We start from the raw sequence: 16,424 nt of genomic DNA on the forward strand, positions 1-16,424 counted from the left end.
AGCGAGAAAAACGCGGCTACAGAGGGACGGCGGGGCGCAGAGTGTGCTGTAAGCGAGAAACGCGCGGTTACAGGAGAGGCGCGTCGTTGCAAGCGAGAAAAGCGCGGCTACAGAGGGACGACGGGGCGCAGAGTGTGCTGCAAGCGATAAAACGCGGTTACTGGAGAGGCGCGTCGCTGCAAGCGAGAAAAACGCGGCTACAGAGGGACGGCGGGGCGCAGAGTGTGCTGTAAGCGAGAAAAGCGCGGTTACAGGAGAGGCGCGTCGCTGTAAGCGAGAAAAACGCGGCTGCAGAGGGACGACGGGGCGCAGAGTGTGCTGCAAGCGAGAAAAGCGCGGTTACAGGAGAGGCGCGTCGCTGTAAGCGAGAAAAGCGCGGCTACAGAGGGACGGCGGGGCGCAGAGTGTGCTGCAAGCGAGAAAAACGCGGCTGCAGAGGAACGGCGAGGCGCAGAGCGTGGTGCGCTGCGAGCGGAACGAAAAAAACGTCAGGGAACAATGTTCCTCTGACGTTTTTTTTCGTTCAAAAATTCATTCACGCAATTGCCGTTCTTTTTTAATTTTATTTGAAATATTTATAATAAAATATTGAAAAAAATAAAATAAAAAAGTATAATTTATTTGAAGATGAAAGCACTTTCAATGGAGGGGTTGCTTATCCGAACAAACAGAGAAGCGACGGCGGCGACCGGGCGACACGCGGCACCCGTACGGGCGGAACGCGGACAGCTGCTGCGGGAGATCAAGAAAAACCGGTTCGTGTATTTGCTGCTGCTGCCGGGCATTACGTTTTACGTCATTTTCAACTACATTCCGATGTACGGCGTCACGCTCGCGTTCAAGTCCTTCATGTTCAACAAGGGTATTCTGGGCAGTCCGTGGAGCGGGCTGGACAACTTCCGCTACGTCTTCGTAGAAGCCGACTTCTGGCGGGCGGTGCGAAATACGCTCATCATCAGCTTCGGCAAGATCATCATCGGGTTCCCGGCTCCGATCCTGCTGGCGCTGCTGATCAACGAAGTGTGGGACGGCAAGTTCAAACGCATCCTGCAGACGATCTTCACCTTCCCGAACTTCCTGTCCTGGATTATCGTGTCCGGCTTCATCGTCAATCTGGCTTCGGATACGGGCATGATCAACAATCTGCTCGGCGTGCTCGGCTTCGAGCGGCATGCCTTCCTCGGCGAAGCGGGCCTGTTCAGGCCGCTGCTCATCCTGTCGGATATATGGAAAAGCGCGGGCTGGTCGTGCATCATCTACCTGGCCGCGATCACCGGCATCGACGCTTCGCTGTACGAGGCGGGAGAGATCGACGGGGCCGGACGGCTGCAGCGCATGTGGCATATCACGCTGCCGGGCATTCGCTCGACCGCGGTGCTGCTCCTGCTCCTCAGCGTCGGCAACGTCATGAACGCCGGATTCGACCAGGTGTTCAACCTGTACAACGCCATGGTCTACAACGTAGGCGACATCATCGATACTTACCTGTACCGCATCACGTTCCAGGCGCCGCCCGAATTCGGGGTCAGCGTCGCCGTCGGACTTTTCAAGTCCGTCATTAATTTCCTGCTGCTGGTGGCGGCCGACCGCATGGCCAAGGCGCTGGGCTCGAGGGGGATATTCTGATGGCCGGTTCCCGTACCGCCGCGGCTCAGCCGCAACCGCAACCGCGCGGCGCACGCCCGCGCAGAAGGCTGGCGCCGTTCGATTGGATCGTGCTGCTCATTCTGTGCATCTGGGCGCTCGTCATTATTTATCCGTTTTACAACTCCGTGCTCGTCTCGCTCGTGACGCAGAGCGAATATACGCGCTCGCCGTTCATGCTGTTTCCCAAGCACTTCACGAGCGTCAACTACCGCTTCGTCTTTGAGACCGACGCGATCTGGAAAGGGTTCCGCGTGACGCTGATCACCGCCTCTCTCGGTCTCATCTACAGCATGTTCCTGACGGTCACGCTCGCCTATCCGCTGTCCAAGAAGAGCTTCCCCGGCAAGGCGCTGTTCCTCAATATGGTCATCCTGACCATGTTTTTCGGCGGCGGGCTCATTCCCTACTATCTGCTCGTCAAAAACCTCGGCCTCGTGAACAGTCTGTCGTCGCTCATCCTGACGGCCGGCGTCAATACATTCTATCTGCTCATCGTCCGCAACTACTTCCAGAGCCTGCCCGAGGAGCTGGAGGAGTCGGCGAAGATCGACGGTGCCAGCGAACCCGTCATTTTGTGGCGGATCATCCTGCCGCTGTCGCTGCCGGTCATCGTGACGGTCGGACTGTTCTACGCGGTGGACAAATGGAACGACTGGTTCACGGCGGTACTGTTCATCAGGGACCCGAACCACTTCCCGGTCCAGACGGTGCTGCGCAACATCATCGCCAATACGCAGGTGAAAAACGCCGCGTCCGGCGTGCCGCCCGCCATGCAGAAGGAAGCGTTCGACGACGGGGTCAAGATGGCGAGCATTCTGATCACGATGCTGCCGATCATGTGCGCGTATCCGTTCATTCAGAAGTACTTCATGAAGGGTATCATGCTGGGCGCTTTAAAAGGTTGAACCGGATGTCTCCCATAGATGGACGGCTCAAAAATCAAATCGAGGGGTGTAAAAATGAAAAAAAGCAAAGCAATGGCGATGACCCTGCTGGGGACTGCGCTGCTCGCCTCGGCGCTGTCGGGCTGCAGTAAAAACAGCAACGCCGACAACAAACCGGCGGAGAGCAAGTCGGCGGAGGCGAGTGTACAGGCTTCCCAATCCGCACAGGCTGCCGGAGATACCGGCGCCAAGTCGTACGACAAGAAGCTGACGCTCAACCTCGGCATTTTCGACGCGACGGACTTCAATGACGACCTGTCCAAGTACATCGAGCAGCAGTTCAACGTGGACCTGAAGCTGACGCAGATCGTATGGGACTCGTGGTCGGAGCAGGTCAACCTGCTGACGGCTTCGGGCGACATGCCGGACGTGCTCGTGTTCGACCTGAAGCCGGAGACGTTCGGCCAGTACAAGAAGCTCGTGCAGCAGGGCGTTCTCCGCGACATCCCGGTGCTGGACGACAGCCGCCCGAATCTGGCGAAGCTGCGCGATTCGATGCCGGTCGTCGACCAGTGGAAGATCGACGGCAAGCTGTACGCCTGGCCCAAGGCGCGCGGCGACAATCCGTACAACATGAACAGCACGATGTTCGTGGCGTACCGCCAGGACTGGGCCAAGAAGCTGGGCATGGACAAGGACCAGTACACGGCGCAGGACGTGTACGAGCTGGCCAAGGCGATGAAGGAGCAGGACCCGGGCGGCAACGGCGCGGGCAAGACGATCGGCTACGGCGACGTAGGCTGGGGCTTCGGCTACCTGGCGGGCGCATTCTCCAATACGCCGGATTATATGAAGCAGGACGGCAAGTACGTGTGGACGCAGACCGACCCGGCCAAGGCGGAGGGCGTCGCGTTCATGCAGAAGATGTACCAGGACGGCGTCTACTGGAAAGACTTCTTCACGGCCAAGGACAACGATTCGCGCAGCCAGTTCGTATCCGGGCTGATGGGCGTGTACGCGGACAATCTCGGCGTAGCGGCTTACAATCAGCTTAAAAAGGACTTCGCGACGGCCAATCCGAACGTCAATCCCGACGAGGCGATCAAGCTGATGAAGGTCGTCGGCAGCGACGGCAAAATGTTCAGCGAGCAGTGGGACAATTATTGGTCGGCCTCGATCTTCAGCGCCAATGTGAGCGACGAGAAGATGGACCGCCTGCTCGACATCATGGACTGGTCGGCGAGCGAAGAGGGCAGCAAATACTTTTTCTACGGCATGAAGGGCAAGGACTGGGACGAAGCGGGCGGGCAGATCGAGCTGAAGTGGGGCAAGGACGACAACGGCAAGCTCGCGCCGCCGAAGTATAACGGTGCGTTCCTGCGCACGCTGGCGCTGCTGAACGGCGACTTCCAGGCCGTCAATCCGGACGTCTCCGAGACGACCAGGAACGAAGTGCTGGATATGCTCAAAAATCAAACGGAAGAAAACACGAACCTGCGCAAGCTGGACTACTCCTACCAATACTTCAGCGCGCCGAACAAAGACAAGTACGGCAGCTTCGCGGACGACAAGCAGACCGCCATCAAGCAGATCGTCGTCTCCAAGAAGGACGCCGTGCAGGAATGGACGGCCTGGACCAAGTCGATGCAGCCGAAGGTCGACAAGGTGCTGGAAGAGATGAACAACGGTATCAAATAATACGCGACGGCCCGCCTCCTCCTGGAGCGCGGGCTTTTTTCACCTGCGGGGCTCCATCCAATGGATAAATCATCCTTGTGGGGGACAATCTAGAAGTTGCGGTTTCAGGTCGCAGGATGACAATCGGGGACGGCATGATCCGCTGCGAGCTACCGGATGAGGAGATCGATACGGAGCTGTACTTGCGCCGGCAACTGAGCGATATACGCAGATCGGCGAGCGGTCAGTGACGAACCTAGAGAAGGCGAGAGGACGGCAGCATGAAAAAAAACGAGCGGTTCGGGCTGATGCCGGCCGTCATGATCCAGATATTGTCCGTAGGGCTGGTCAATCACGTGCTTATCGTGCCGCTGCTGCTGCATGTTGCCAAGCGGGACAGCTGGATGTGCCCGGTCATCGCCTTGGCGTTCGGCATCCTCTGGGTCAGCTTTCCGATCCTGGGGACGATCAAGCGATTGAACGAGCCGCTGATGTCCATGCTGGAGCGAACGATTGGCAAGGCCGGCGCATGGATATTCAAGGTGCCGCTGTGCCTTGTCCTGTTCTGCGTCGCCCTCAATACGCTTATCGACACCACCTCGTGGTCCAAGACGACTTATTTGCCGGAGACGCCGACCTTGGTCATCACATCGTTTACTGCGCTTATCGTGCTGTTTGCGGCGGCGAGCGGCTTGCGGACGATCGCGTATGCCTCGGCCGTGCTGCTTCCCTTTGTCGTCATACTGGGAGATTTCGTGCTGACAGCCAATTTGCCGCACAAGGAATATGTCTATCTGAAGCCGTTTCTCGAGCATGGCTGGGCGCCCGTATGGCAGGGCAGCCTCCTGTCGGCATGCGTGCTCACGGAGATGTACGGACTCGTCCTTTACCAGCATTATTTGAAGCGCAAATTCAAGTGGATTCATTTGGCGATTCTGGTGGTCATCCTGTCGCTGCTGACGATCGGACCGCTCACGGGGGCGATCACGCAATTCGGACCGGACGAAGCCGAGCGGATGAGATACCCCGCTTTTTCGCAGTGGAGACTTGTGCAGGTGGGCAAATATATCGAGCATCTCGATTTTTTCGCCATCTATCAATGGATATCGGGCTCCATGATCCGCATGGCCCTCGGGGTGTTTTTAATAACCGATATTTTGTCCTTGCGTACGGGGTGGAGAAAAAAAGGCGCATTCGCCGTGCAGATGCTGCTGATCGTGTCGCTGGCCGAGATTGCCTGCAACCATATGGTGCAGTACAGGAAATTGTTGAACTACTTCTTCCCGCTGACGGGGGCGATCGTCGTGACGATCGGCGTCGTCGTGTGGCTGATCGCGATGGTCGGTTCACGTACGCAGGGCCGCAGGGCCGTCGCTGAAGGAGGGGACGCGGGATGACGCAGCAGGGGCAGAGTCAGACGGGATCTGCGGGAGGCTCGTCTATATCCGCGCATGACGGCAACGGGCCGGCCGGCGGTCGCAAGTGGACGCCCGAACAGCTTGAGGAGCAGCTCCGGGGCTGCCAGGATGTCGTGATCGTGAAGTCGGATCTGATCCTGGCGGGCGGCGAGCGCCGTGAGGTCGCGATGTTCTACTGCCCGAACATGGTCGATACCACGCTGCTGCATCAGTCGTTGCTGCCGGGGATGCGGGAGGATGGAGACAGACTGGTGTCGGCGGCAGACTTGAACATGCTGCTCATTCAGGATGAATCCGGTGCGGGGGAGCAGCTGTTCGAGGAGCTGTTCAGCGGCGCCGTCATCTTGGCCGTTCGGGAGAGCGGGCAGATCTATGTCAGCCATATCGGCAACATGACCGAGCGTCAGCCGGACGAATCGGTCATGGAGGTATCGATCAAGGGACCCCGCGACGGATTCGTGGAGAGCCTCGATCTGAATGTCAGTCTGATCCGCCGCAGACACCGGAGGCCGGATTTGCAATGCGAGATCTTGTCGGCGGGTTCCCAGTCCCCGACGCGGATCGCGTTCATGTATGTGGAGAGCCTCGCGGACAGCGACATGGTCGCCCAAGTCCGCCGCAGACTGCACGAGATTCAGAAAAACGTCGTGTCGGTCGACAGCAGCACGCAGATCGAGTCGCTAATCTCGGACAAGCGATTTACGCTTTTTCCGCTGGTCAACTACACCGGCAGGCCCGATTATGTCGCGTCGGCGCTTATGTCGGGACGATTTTGCCTCATCGTGAACGGCAACCCGAGCGTCATCATCGGGCCCTCGGACATCGCCTTTCTGATCAAGTCTCCGGAAGACTTGCACATGCCCTGGTTTTACGTCTCGCTGGAACGGCTGCTGCGGTTCGCCGGCCTGTTCCTGAGCATCTTTCTGCCGGGCTTCTGGATCGCGCTGTGCGCCTTCAACACCGACCAGATTCCGTTCAGCCTGCTGGCGACGGTCTCGACCTCGCGCAACGGACTGCCGCTGTCCACGACGATGGAGATGTATCTGATGCTGCTGATGTTCGAGCTGTTCCGCGAGGCCGGCGTTCGTCTGCCGCGGGCGGTCGGTCAGACGGTATCGGTCGTCGGCGGACTGATCGTCGGCAATGCGGCCATCGACGCCGGCCTGACTTCCCCGACGATGCTCGTCGCTGCGGCCGTCACGGCGGTGTCGACGTTCGCGCTGGTTAACCAGACGCTGACCGGCACGGTTACGGTGCTTCGCTTTGTTGTGCTTGTGTTCGCTTCCTTTCTCGGAATGCTCGGATTTTTCCTGTCCCTGGTCGCCATCGTGGTCCACGTCTGCTCGCTCGAGACGTTCGGCCGCTCGTACATGGCTCCGCTGGCCACGATGAGATTCAGAGAGATGCCGCAGGCTTTCTTGCAGCTGCCCTGGGTGATGCGCCGAAGAAAGGGGAAAGCGTACCGGAAATGAGGACGATACGAAAAGCGGTGCTGCTCCTGTCCATGCTGGCAGCCGGATGCACGACGCTGACGGGCTGCTGGGACGAGGTGGACCTGTCCGATCAAGGCTACGTGTCGGCGCTGGGCATCGACCTGGTGGAGGGGCAGTACGTCATCTACGCGCAGCTGATTCAATTCAGCGCGGTCGCCAAGACGCGGGAGCCGGGCACAAGCACAGATAGCATCTGGGTCGGCCAAGGGAAGGGCAGAACGCTGATTTACGCGCTCGGCAATCTGCAGCAGACTTCGCAGTTCAGCATCAATCTGGAGCATATGAAAGTACTGATCATCCATAAGCGGGCGCTCGGCCGGATCGAAGACATCCTGGACGCCAACAACCGGCAGCGGGCCTCGCGGTACACGTCCCTCGTGTTCGCGACGGGGGAGCCGCTGCTGGCCCTGTTCAACACCGGCACCTTTTTCGGCCGCTCGCCGCTGCTCAGCATTATGTACAATCCCGGCATCCAGTATGAGCAGAGCAGCTTGGTCCGGCCCATGACGATGCAGCAGTTCGTCCAGAAGATCTTCGAGCCCGCCTCGACCGCGCTGCTTCCTTCCCTCAAGATCGACAGCGCCAGCTGGCACGTATCCAAGTCGCCGATGGATGTGCAGACATACGAGGGCGTCGTTCCCTATTACAACAAAAAGCCGGGCTCGTTCATGAGCGTGCAGGAGCTGGACGGCTATCGGTGGATCGATCCGAAGTTCAACCAGTATTATGTGTACGCCGGCGACGAGGAGAGCGGAGGCGACGGGAAGGGGAATGGGCTGGCGACGGTCAACATCAAGGACAGCAAGCCGCGGGTCCGGCTGCTGCGGGGCGGAGCTAGACCCAAGTTCCGTCTGGAGGTCAAGCTGCGGGGACATCTGGTCGAGCTGGCGGGTCAGATGACCGAGACAGAGATCCAACGCGATATCGAGAGGAAGATCAAGGCGAATATCGAGCAGACTTACCGGATCGGGTGCGAGAAAAAGGTGGACATCATGGAGCTCGAGGAGCATTTGTACCGGGACCACAACCGGCTGTGGAAGCGGATCCGCGCGAACGGGGGGCTGTCTCTCGAGCCCGATCAGCTGGAGGTGAAGGTCGAATTCAATCTTGCGCATTCCGGCAAGTTCGACTTGTCCTGACCGCGCGGGGGCGCGAAGGGCGAGGGGATGAGGAGCCGGCAGGGATTCGTTGCTGGAGTGGCGAGGGCGGCGGATCGCGCTGCAAGCGAGAAAAACGCGGTTACAGGAGCGGGCGCTCGCTGTAAGCGAGGAAAGCAACGTTACAGAGGTGGCGGGTGCGGCGAATCGTGCTGCAAGCGAGAAAAGCGCGGTTACTGGAGCGGGCGCCCGCTGTAAGCGAGGAAAGCAACGTTGCAGGGGGAGCGGGTGCGGCGAATCGTGCTGCAAGCGAGAAAAACGCGGTTACAGAAGCGGGCAGCCAAACTGTAAGCGCAACGAAACAACCGTCAGGCCGAGTTGCCCTGACGGTTGTTTTTAAGGCACGATCCCAAGGAAGGATCAGTTGTTCGCCTTCAGCGCCACGGCGATGTCGGCCGCGACCTTGGCGTTGTGATACACGAGCTGGATGTTCGTGTCCAGGCTGCTGCCGCCGGTCAACTCCTTGATCCGGCCGAGCAGGAACGGCGTCACGCGCTTGCCGGTGATGTGCTGGTCCTGGGCTTCGCCGAGTGCCTGGCGGATGACGGCTTCCATCTTGTCGGCGGGCTGGGCGTATTCGGCCGGCACCGGGTTGGCGATGATCGAGCCGCCCTTGAGGCCCAGCTCCCACTTCGTGCGCAGCATGGCCGCGACCTGCTCCGGCGTATCGAGCCGGAAGTCGACGCCGAAGCCGCTCTCGCGGGCATAGAAGGAGGGGAACTCGTCCGTCTTGTAGCCGACGACGGGCACGCCCTGCGTCTCCAGGTATTCGAGCGTACGGCCGATGTCGAGGATGGACTTGGCGCCCGCGCAGACGACGGCGACATTGGTCTGGGCGAGCTCCGTCAGGTCGGCGGAGACGTCCATGCTGTTCTCGCCGTCGCGGTGGACGCCGCCGATGCCGCCGGTGGCGAACACTTCGATGCCGGCCATGGCGGCGCCGATCATCGTGGCCGACACGGTCGTCGCGCCGATCTTGCCGGAGGCGAGGATGTGCGCGAAGTCGCGGCGGCTGACCTTCTCCACCTGCGGCGAATTGGCGAACGCTTCGAGCCCTTCGGCGTCCAGGCCGATCATGATGCGGCCGTTCATGAGGCCGATCGTCGCCGGAACGGCGCCGTTGTCGCGGATGATGTCTTCGACCTTGCGGGCCATCTCGATGTTCTGCGGATACGGCATGCCGTGGGAGATGATCGTCGTCTCCAGCGCGACGATCGGCTTGCCTTCGTTGAGGGCGTCCTGGACTTCCTTGGTGAATTGCAGATAGCGGTTGATGGGGATCGCTTCCTTCCGTCAGTTGGATTTGTGTAAGTGTGGATTATTCTTCCCGGCTGGCTTCGGCCAGCCGCTCTTCGTTCAGATAGCCGGAGGAGGAGTCGGCTGTCTCCAATGCGATGCGGGCGGCGGCCAGTCCGGACCGGCAGGCATCGTCGTAGCTCTCGCCGCGCAGCACGCCGTAGGCGACGCCCGCCAGGAACGCATCTCCTGCACCCGTGACGTCGACGACCCGGACCGGCAGCGCAGGCAGATGGCGGCCGCCTCCCGGTCCGGCGCAATAAGCGCCATGCTTGCCGAGCGTGATCAGCACATGGCCCGCGCCGCGCGCCAGGATGAGGCGCGCGAGCTCGGCCCACTCCGCCTCGCCCTCGGCCGGCGGCGGTTCTTCGCCGAAGCCGGCCAGTTGACGGGCCTCGGCGAGATTGGGGAAGATCGCGGCGATGCCGTCCAGCCGCTCCGGCAGCTTCTTGGTCTTCTCCGGGGAGATTGGATCGACGAACAGCGCGATCGCTTCCTCGCCGCAGCGGCGCGCCAGCCAGGCCAGGCTGTCCGCAGGCAGGTTCGCGTCGGCGACGACGAGCTTGGAGGCCGCGATATGCGGCCACTTTTCCTGGAGCATGGCGGGCGTGATCCGCTCGTAGATGTCCATATCCGCATAAGCGACGAACATCTCGCCGTCCTCGTTCAGGAGCGCGGTGTAGCTGCCCGTCTTCTCGCCGTTCAGGAAGACGGAGGGGCCGATGTCCACGCCCTGGCTCGCCGTTCGCTCCAGCAGCCAGTGCCCGGCCTTGTCGTCGCCGACGGCCGTCAACAGCGATACATGCGCGGACAGCGCCGCCAGATTGGCCGCAATATTGCGTGCGACGCCGCCGCAGCTCTCGGTGACCGACACCGGATTGGAGGCGCCGAGCCGCAGCGGCTGCTTGCCCCGGGCTTTGCTGTCCAGGTTGGCGCCGCCGATGCAGATCACCGAGCCCTCCTCGGCCAGCACATAGGCGCGTCCGCGGATGCTGCCCTTGCGGGTCAGCGCGGCGACATAACCCGCCACGGCGCTGCGCGAGATGCCGATCGCGTCCGCGAGCTCCTGCTGGGAGACGAAGGGGTTGCGCCGGATGAACGACAGAATCTGTTGCTCGCGGTCCATAGGCAGCTCCTTTCAATGATTCATAAACTTATGTCTGTATTATAAACATATGTCCAAATGGCGTCAACTCCGGTTGGGCTGCCGCCGATCGCAACGATTCATACCCCGGAAACGTATAAGAAGTACCATACACGGGGAGGAATCGGCATGAAAAGCGTCAAGCCGGGCAGAGGCCCGTCAGCTATGGGAGCGGCAGGAAGCGTCGTATCGGTCGTATTCGGCATCATCTGGACGATCTTGGCCTTTAACCTGACCAAGAATGCGCCGTTTCCGCTGATCAGCATCGTCTTCCCGCTGTTCGGCGTCGTCTTCGTCGTCATGGGCATCGTACAGGCAGTGATGCATTACAAGAACGCCACCGGGCGCAACCGGATGTCGCTCTTCGATATTGTGGATTCGGACGAAGAGCCGGACCCTTACGGACGCCGCGGACGGGATCTGAGACAGGGAGGCGGCTCCCGCGAACCCGCGGGGATACGCACGGATGCGAGCGAGCACGCGCAGCAGCCGCAAGGCTATTGTCCTTACTGCGGCACGGCGCTCCGCTCCGCCGACTACGCCTATTGCCCCAAGTGCGGCAAGGAACTGGAGATGAAGCCATGATCGAGTCGACTGCCCGTGACATGACCGGGACGGCTGCCGATGAAGAAGCCTTGGCCGGTTCTGCCAAGCCTGCGGATGCGCGCTTGAGGCGACGTCTCTCCCGCATTGCTTATGTTGTCCTATTCGCTGTCATCGCCATCGATCAGCTGTCCAAGATCGCGGTGCGCCGGCTGCTGCCGATCGGCGACAGCGAGGCCTTCTGGCCGGGCGTGCTGCAATTCACGCACATCGAGAACACGGGCGCCGCCGGCGGCTCGTTCGAAGGGCTGGGCCGGATATTCATCCCGATCGCGATCGCGGTCGTCGTCTGGATGATCTACGCGCTGCGGCGGGGCAAGCTCGACAACGCCTGGCTGGCAGCCGGGGCCGGCTTCTTCGCCGGCGGCGCCGTCGGCAATGCGATCGACCGCCTGCTGTTCGCGCAGGTGACGGACTTCCTCGACTGGTCGGGCAGCCGGGGCATCATGAACCTGGCCGATCTCGCGATCAATATCGGCGTGCTGTTGGGCGTGGCCGGGCTGCTGATGGCCGGCCGCCGCAAGCCTTGACGCCGGGCGGAATTAACGCTATTGTAGACTCATAAAGTCTGTAATTGAGGCCGGTGATCGCACGATGAGATATTCCAAGGCAACCGATTATGCGCTCCATACGATGATGTTTCTCGCGGCGGCGACACCCCGCACCACGATCGGGGTGCAGCAGCTGGCGGAGCGGCAGCATGTCTCGCCGACCTATCTGTCCAAAATATTGACCAAGCTGGTCAAGGCGGGCATGATCGAATCGACGACCGGGGTCAACGGCGGCTACCGGCTCAAGCGGGATTGGGAGAACATCTCGTTCCTCGATATTATTCATGCGATCGAAGGCTCCGCCTCCTTGTTCGACTGCAGTCTGGACCACGGACCGGAATGTCTGATTCAAAGGGTGGTCACGGCCGCGGAAGAGAAAATGGAGACGTATCTGCGGGAGCAGAAACTGGCGGATCTGGCGAAGGAGTTGAATTTGATGCATTAAGCGTTTTTTTGGCTTTATTATAGATAACTAGTATCCTTAAAGTCTTTTAAAGCCGTGCAGGCGGCCAAACTAATTCAGGCGACGAAAAGGAGAGCTGTGCGATGACCAATCCATTATTTGAGACCGCATTGTGGGAAAAGGCGTGGGAGGAGGACCGGGAAACCGGCGTCAACAAGATGAAGCGGGCCGGCATTGACCCGGCGCGTTCGTTCGATGCGAAGGCCGAGACGTTTAATGCGGAGGTGTTCAGCGAGCAGGGCAGACGGAGAGCCAGGCGGATTATGGACTGGCTGGAGGATCAGGGCGTCAAGTTCGCCGGATCGTCCATACTGGACATCGGGGCGGCCTCCGGCGGCTTCTCCGTACCGTTCGCCGAGCGGGGGGCGGCGGTCACGGCAATCGAGACTTCGCCTCCGCAGGTCGAGCTGCTGTATAAAAACAGCGCAAACCTGACTGGCGGCAGCGTCGAAGTGGTGCACCAACCGTTCGAGGATATCGATCTGAACGCAATGGGCTGGAACGAAGCGTTCGATCTTGTCTTCGTCTCGATGTGTCCGGTGCTGGTCGACTGGGCCAGCGTCGAGCGGGTGCTCGGCTGCGCGAAGCAATACTGCTACATGAGCCTGCCGGTAGGCTCCCAGGAGCATAGCCTGGTGGACGAAGTGTGGCCGCTCGTCGCCGATCGTCCCCGCAAGGTATCGCATATGGAGATGGTGTATCTGACCCAACTGCTGCTGCTCAAGGGATATGCCTATCAATCGCTCGTCACCCGGGAGATGAAGACGACGACGCTCACCAGGGAAGAGGCGTTCGAGGATACGGTCAAATGGCTCGGCATCTACGGCCTGTCCGTCGACGACCGGGTGCGTGCTGCCGTGTCGGCGCATCTGGACAGCAATTACCCGTCGGACAACGTGACGATCCGCCAGGGGGGCCGCTTCGGCAAGGTACTCGTCCGGCTGCAAAGCCAGCATATGTACAGCAGAGAGGAACGGCTGCAGGCCGGAAATCCGAGTGAAGGAGGAACAGGCGCATGAGCAAGCTGGATGTAGCGATTGTCGGCGGCGGGCCGGCCGGCCTGAGCGCCGCGCTGACGCTGGGTCGCGCGAGGAAGCAAGTCATCGTCATCGACGAGGGCCGCCCCCGCAACGCGGTGACCCGCGAGGCGCACGGATTCCTCACGCGCGACGGAATCCCGCCGGGCGAGCTGCGCCGTATTGCGCAGGAAGAGATCGGCGCCTATCCGTCCGTGCAGCTGACGGAGGATACGGTGGTGTCGATTGCGGGCGAGGACGGCGACTTCAGGCTGGAGACGGAGCGGGGGAGGAAGCTCGCGGCCCGCAAGCTGCTGTTCGCCGTCGGCCTGAAGGACCGGCCGCTGGGCATTCCCGGCCTGGCCGAGGTATACGGCAAGAGTGCGTTCGTCTGTCCGTATTGCGACGGCTGGGAGCTGAGGGACCAGCCGCTGGCCGTCATCAGCAGCGGGGCGGCGCTGATGCATTTCGCGCCGCTGCTGTCGGGCTGGACCCGCCGGTTCGTCGTCTGCACGAACGGCCCGGACGAGCTGGGCGAGAGCCAGCGGGAGGACCTGCGCCGTCACGGTATACCGCTGTACGACACGCCTATCCGCCGCATCGATTCCAGCGACGGCCGGGTGCGGCAGATCGTGCTGGAGGACGGCACGGCGCTGCCGTGTACGGGCATCTTCTTCAAGCCCGAGCTGGTGCCGGGCTCGGGCCTGCCGCAGGCGCTCGGCTGCGCCGTCTCGGATATGGGCGGCGTCGCAGTCGACGAGATGGGCCGTTCCGGCGTAGCCGGCATCTATGCCGCCGGGGACGGGGCGGCGAAGACGCCCCAGGCGATCGTGGCCGCCGCCTCGGGCACGATGTGCGCCGCGGCGATCAACATCGAGCTGAACCAGGAGGCCTGGCAGCGCGATTGGCAATAAAAAAACAGCAGCAGCCCGGGACGTCAGGTCCCGAGCTGCTGTGCGTATTGGGGCAAGTCATAGGCGAGGGCTATTTGGCTATTTGACCAATGCCGCTCTGAGTCCCGAGATGCCGAATTCCAGATAAGCCTTCAGGCAGGTCAGCATGTAGACCCAGCCCTCCTTGTTGTCGACGAGCAGCGCCAGCCAGCCTTCGCCGCTGTCCTTGAAGCCGTCCTCGACGATCTCGACGACGGTGCTTCCTGTCTCCGGCACGGTCAGGATGATCGCGACAGTGTGCTTATCCTCGCCGTAATGCCATGCGAATACGATCTTTTCATTTTCGACGATCTCGATGACCTCAATCTCGCCGTCCGCATCGTATTCCTCGTAACGAAGCTTGATCGTCCTGCCCGCCTCCCAGCGCGCGTCGCCCGACGAGAACCAGAAATGGCCGATCTGCGCGGGGTCGACGAACGCTTCGAACACGTCGCAGGCAGGCTTGTTAATCCTCATCTTCGATACGTTGTGCATGACAGGCGCCTCCCATGGGTCATTCATCCTGCCTTCATATTACGACTGCTGCTTCGGCTTGGCAAACGCATGCGTCTTGGTCCAGTGCGCGCCGCTGTCCTGCGACGTGTACATGACGGCCGGCTGCTCGTTGCCCGTCAGAATCCACCATACCTGCTTCGCGTCCGCCGCGGCGATAAGCTGCGTGCCGTAGCCCGGCAGCTCCGGCTTGGCATTCACCCAAGTCTTGCCGCCGTCGGTCGTATGCCCGAGCGTATTGGGATTGTCGCAGGCTTGGCACTGGCCGCCGAGGAACGCGGTCTTCGTGTCCACGACGTACAAGGTGCCGGGCGAGTTGCCGGTGTTGGTGTGCAGGTTTTTGTCGTTCATCTTGAAGCCGGGGGCAGGACCTGCGCCGGCCGTGTTGTTGGCGACGACGGGCAGCCAGCTCTTGCCGCCGTCCGACGTGTGGAACAGCGAATAAGACGTCTGCGTCATGCCGGAATCGCCGATCAGCTCGATCCAGGCGTCGTTTTTGCCTGCGGAGCGGATCACCGCGCCGTTGATCGGGCCTTCGAGCGCCCTGGAGTAGACGGGCTTCCAGTTCTTGCCGCCGTCCGTCGTGCGCAGGAAGGTGAACTTCTTGCCCGCCGTCTGGGTGACTGCCCAGCCGTTGCTGCGGTCATGATAGTACACATCTCCGACCACGTCCTTCGGTACGGACAGCTGCGTCCACTTGGCGCCGCCGTCGCTGGTCATCCATTCGCCGCTGAAGGCCTCGGTATCGCTGACGAAGTGAAGGAACGCATGGCTCGGTACCTTCCCGGCGTCGCTCCAGGATTTGCCGCCGTTCGTTGTTTTGACGAGCTGCAGCGACTTGGAATCGCCGGTGTCCAGCGTGGCCCATGCTTTTTGTTCGTTCAGGGCGAAGATTTGAACGACGGCGTGGTTGGACGTGTACTGCGTCTGCCAGGTCTTGCCGCTGTCGTCGGTTCTGGCGATCCAGCCTTCCCCGCCGACCCAGCCGCTCTTGAAGCTGGCCATCCGGAGCGCGGACGGCGTGCCGAGGGAGACGGTCTGCGGGTTCGACGATGCCTGGGCGGTAGGGGCGGAGCTTGGTTCCGCCGAGGCAGTCTGCGTGCTGGCGGATGCGGTTGCGGACGATGCGCCGGGGGCGGTGGCATCCGCCGTCGGCGCGGCAGAAGCCGAGGCCGTGTCGGTAGCTGCAGCGGAAGTCGTGGCCGAAGCCGGCGCCGGCGCCGTCCCGCCGGATGTTTGCGCGTTGCCGCTCTGGCTGCATCCGGCCAGCGCGGCCGCGAATAGGGAAGAGGCCAACGTCAGCGTTAGCCACTTTTTGTTCATCATTCTGTTCATCATAAGGTTGTCCTCCGTTTCCTCTGGCTGTCGTATTAGTTTAACCTTCATGAAGTTAGACGAACCGCGTCGCGAAGAGGTTGACATTTGCGGAGGTAACGGATGTGTTTTCCGTCGACAGTAGTTGGCTTGGGGAGTCCCGTGATGGCGCGGATGTGCTTCCAATCGACAGTATTTGGCTGGAGGGAGTCGTTTCCGGCTGTGAAGTGTGGACGTACGTCAACAGTTGGGCTTGAGAGAGGCACCGTGGCTGTGAAGTGTGGACGTACGTCGACAGTTGGGCTCGAGAGAGGCA

At 61.1% G+C, this 16,424-nt stretch carries 15 protein-coding genes; 11 read left to right on the forward strand and 4 right to left on the reverse strand.

Going from position 1 to position 16,424, the window contains the following annotated elements:
• Window positions 1–651: 651 nt before the first annotated feature.
• From VQ071_RS02145 to VQ071_RS02170, 6 genes are all read left to right on the forward strand, one after another.
• Complete coding sequence (locus tag VQ071_RS02145; protein WP_340512192.1) at window positions 652–1,626, forward strand: ABC transporter permease; 975 nt, start codon at window positions 652–654, stop codon at window positions 1,624–1,626.
• Window positions 1,626–2,552 carry a carbohydrate ABC transporter permease gene (locus VQ071_RS02150; protein WP_340512193.1) on the forward strand — a complete coding sequence of 309 codons (927 nt, stop codon included), beginning with the start codon at window positions 1,626–1,628 and terminating at the stop codon, window positions 2,550–2,552. The genes VQ071_RS02145 and VQ071_RS02150 overlap by 1 nt, the downstream gene beginning before the upstream one ends.
• A 54-nt stretch (window positions 2,553–2,606) precedes the next feature.
• Entirely contained in the window at window positions 2,607–4,229 is a 1,623-nt protein-coding gene (locus VQ071_RS02155) for a hypothetical protein (protein WP_340512194.1), read from the forward strand.
• 260 nt (window positions 4,230–4,489) lie between these two features.
• Complete coding sequence (locus VQ071_RS02160) at window positions 4,490–5,605, forward strand: GerAB/ArcD/ProY family transporter (protein WP_340512195.1); 1,116 nt, start codon at window positions 4,490–4,492, stop codon at window positions 5,603–5,605.
• Complete coding sequence (locus VQ071_RS02165; RefSeq protein ID WP_340512196.1) at window positions 5,602–7,098, forward strand: spore germination protein; 1,497 nt, start codon at window positions 5,602–5,604, stop codon at window positions 7,096–7,098. The genes VQ071_RS02160 and VQ071_RS02165 overlap by 4 nt, the downstream gene beginning before the upstream one ends.
• Window positions 7,095–8,258 carry a Ger(x)C family spore germination protein gene (locus VQ071_RS02170; RefSeq protein ID WP_340512197.1) on the forward strand — a complete coding sequence of 388 codons (1,164 nt, stop codon included), beginning with the start codon at window positions 7,095–7,097 and terminating at the stop codon, window positions 8,256–8,258. The genes VQ071_RS02165 and VQ071_RS02170 overlap by 4 nt, the downstream gene beginning before the upstream one ends.
• A gap of 378 nt (window positions 8,259–8,636) precedes the next feature.
• On the opposite strand, the gene VQ071_RS02175 is transcribed toward VQ071_RS02170, so the two are convergent.
• Window positions 8,637–9,551: a pseudouridine-5'-phosphate glycosidase gene (locus VQ071_RS02175; RefSeq protein WP_340512378.1), complete on the reverse strand. Its 915-nt coding sequence runs from the start codon at window positions 9,549–9,551 to the stop codon at window positions 8,637–8,639.
• Between the two features lie 43 nt (window positions 9,552–9,594).
• The gene (locus VQ071_RS02180; protein WP_340512198.1) at window positions 9,595–10,698 is read right to left on the reverse strand and encodes a carbohydrate kinase; all 1,104 of its coding nucleotides are present in this window, start codon (window positions 10,696–10,698) and stop codon (window positions 9,595–9,597) included.
• Window positions 10,699–10,845: 147 nt separating this feature from the next.
• Here VQ071_RS02180 and VQ071_RS02185 point away from each other — a divergent pair, with 147 nt between their 5' ends.
• The 5 genes from VQ071_RS02185 (at window position 10,846) to VQ071_RS02205 (ending at window position 14,263) form a co-directional block, all read left to right on the forward strand.
• Window positions 10,846–11,301 carry a zinc-ribbon domain-containing protein gene (locus VQ071_RS02185; RefSeq protein ID WP_340512199.1) on the forward strand — a complete coding sequence of 152 codons (456 nt, stop codon included), beginning with the start codon at window positions 10,846–10,848 and terminating at the stop codon, window positions 11,299–11,301.
• Window positions 11,298–11,849 carry a signal peptidase II gene (gene lspA, locus VQ071_RS02190; RefSeq protein ID WP_340512200.1) on the forward strand — a complete coding sequence of 184 codons (552 nt, stop codon included), beginning with the start codon at window positions 11,298–11,300 and terminating at the stop codon, window positions 11,847–11,849. Before VQ071_RS02185 ends, lspA begins: the two co-directional genes overlap by 4 nt.
• A 64-nt stretch (window positions 11,850–11,913) precedes the next feature.
• Entirely contained in the window at window positions 11,914–12,315 is a 402-nt protein-coding gene (locus VQ071_RS02195) for an Rrf2 family transcriptional regulator (RefSeq protein ID WP_340512201.1), read from the forward strand.
• Between the two features lie 101 nt (window positions 12,316–12,416).
• Window positions 12,417–13,352, forward strand: a complete 936-nt coding sequence (locus tag VQ071_RS02200) for a class I SAM-dependent methyltransferase (protein WP_340512202.1) — start codon at window positions 12,417–12,419, stop codon at window positions 13,350–13,352.
• Window positions 13,349–14,263, forward strand: a complete 915-nt coding sequence (locus VQ071_RS02205) for an NAD(P)/FAD-dependent oxidoreductase (protein ID WP_340512203.1) — start codon at window positions 13,349–13,351, stop codon at window positions 14,261–14,263. The genes VQ071_RS02200 and VQ071_RS02205 overlap by 4 nt, the downstream gene beginning before the upstream one ends.
• Window positions 14,264–14,341: 78 nt before the next feature.
• Here VQ071_RS02205 and VQ071_RS02210 read toward each other — a convergent pair whose 3' ends face one another.
• Window positions 14,342–14,776 (reverse strand): SRPBCC domain-containing protein, encoded by a 435-nt coding sequence (locus tag VQ071_RS02210; protein WP_340512204.1) that lies wholly within the window; start codon window positions 14,774–14,776, stop codon window positions 14,342–14,344.
• A 39-nt stretch (window positions 14,777–14,815) separates the two neighbouring features.
• The gene (locus VQ071_RS02215; RefSeq protein WP_340512205.1) at window positions 14,816–16,132 is read right to left on the reverse strand and encodes a WD40/YVTN/BNR-like repeat-containing protein; all 1,317 of its coding nucleotides are present in this window, start codon (window positions 16,130–16,132) and stop codon (window positions 14,816–14,818) included.
• Window positions 16,133–16,424: the final 292 nt, after the last annotated feature.

This window comes from Cohnella sp. 56, assembly GCF_037963805.1.
GTDB lineage: Bacteria > Bacillota > Bacilli > Paenibacillales > Paenibacillaceae > Cohnella.

Excerpts from the sequence above, each read along its gene's own strand:
- VQ071_RS02150 (WP_340512193.1), top strand. The coding sequence starts at position 1,626 with ATGGCCGGTTCCCGTACCGCCGCGGCTCAGCCGCAACCGCAACCGCGC.
- VQ071_RS02155 (WP_340512194.1), top strand. The coding sequence starts at position 2,607 with ATGAAAAAAAGCAAAGCAATGGCGATGACCCTGCTGGGGACTGCGCTG.
- VQ071_RS02160 (WP_340512195.1), top strand. The coding sequence starts at position 4,490 with ATGAAAAAAAACGAGCGGTTCGGGCTGATGCCGGCCGTCATGATCCAG.
- VQ071_RS02165 (WP_340512196.1), top strand. The coding sequence starts at position 5,602 with ATGACGCAGCAGGGGCAGAGTCAGACGGGATCTGCGGGAGGCTCGTCT.
- VQ071_RS02170 (WP_340512197.1), top strand. The coding sequence starts at position 7,095 with ATGAGGACGATACGAAAAGCGGTGCTGCTCCTGTCCATGCTGGCAGCC.
- VQ071_RS02180 (WP_340512198.1), bottom strand. The coding sequence starts at position 10,698 with ATGGACCGCGAGCAACAGATTCTGTCGTTCATCCGGCGCAACCCCTTC.
- VQ071_RS02185 (WP_340512199.1), top strand. The coding sequence starts at position 10,846 with ATGAAAAGCGTCAAGCCGGGCAGAGGCCCGTCAGCTATGGGAGCGGCA.
- lspA (WP_340512200.1), top strand. The coding sequence starts at position 11,298 with ATGATCGAGTCGACTGCCCGTGACATGACCGGGACGGCTGCCGATGAA.
- VQ071_RS02195 (WP_340512201.1), top strand. The coding sequence starts at position 11,914 with ATGAGATATTCCAAGGCAACCGATTATGCGCTCCATACGATGATGTTT.
- VQ071_RS02200 (WP_340512202.1), top strand. The coding sequence starts at position 12,417 with ATGACCAATCCATTATTTGAGACCGCATTGTGGGAAAAGGCGTGGGAG.
- VQ071_RS02205 (WP_340512203.1), top strand. The coding sequence starts at position 13,349 with ATGAGCAAGCTGGATGTAGCGATTGTCGGCGGCGGGCCGGCCGGCCTG.
- VQ071_RS02210 (WP_340512204.1), bottom strand. The coding sequence starts at position 14,776 with ATGCACAACGTATCGAAGATGAGGATTAACAAGCCTGCCTGCGACGTG.
- VQ071_RS02215 (WP_340512205.1), bottom strand. The coding sequence starts at position 16,132 with ATGATGAACAGAATGATGAACAAAAAGTGGCTAACGCTGACGTTGGCC.